The sequence below is a fragment of the Haemophilus sp. UMB1048 genome, assembly GCF_030218125.1.
Classification (GTDB): domain Bacteria; phylum Pseudomonadota; class Gammaproteobacteria; order Enterobacterales; family Pasteurellaceae; genus Haemophilus_D.
Window position 1 is genome coordinate 1 of the sequence record NZ_JASOPB010000160.1, and the last position, 245, is coordinate 245.

Annotated in this window: 1 protein-coding gene; it reads right to left on the reverse strand. The window is 60.0% G+C overall.

What is annotated here, in order from left to right:
* Positions 1-245 (reverse strand): efflux RND transporter permease subunit (locus QP437_RS10305; protein ID WP_285267771.1); only part of this gene is annotated, 245 nt, incomplete at both ends.

Genomic DNA, 245 nt, shown 5'->3' on the forward strand with positions numbered 1-245 from the left:
TTCCAGCGACGCGCGGATAGTAGGGGAGCGATCCTGGGCAATTTGCAGATCAATTGCTGCCGGGATGGTGGATTGTAATTCCGGCAGACGGGCGCGGATGCTGTCTACCGTCTGGATAATATTGGCTTCCGGCAGCTTGCGGATCATCAGCAAAATGGCCGGTTTGGCGTTGGTCATCCCGGCGTTGCGCACATCCTGCACCGAATCGGTCACCGTCGCCACATCGCCCAGACGAACCGCGCCGC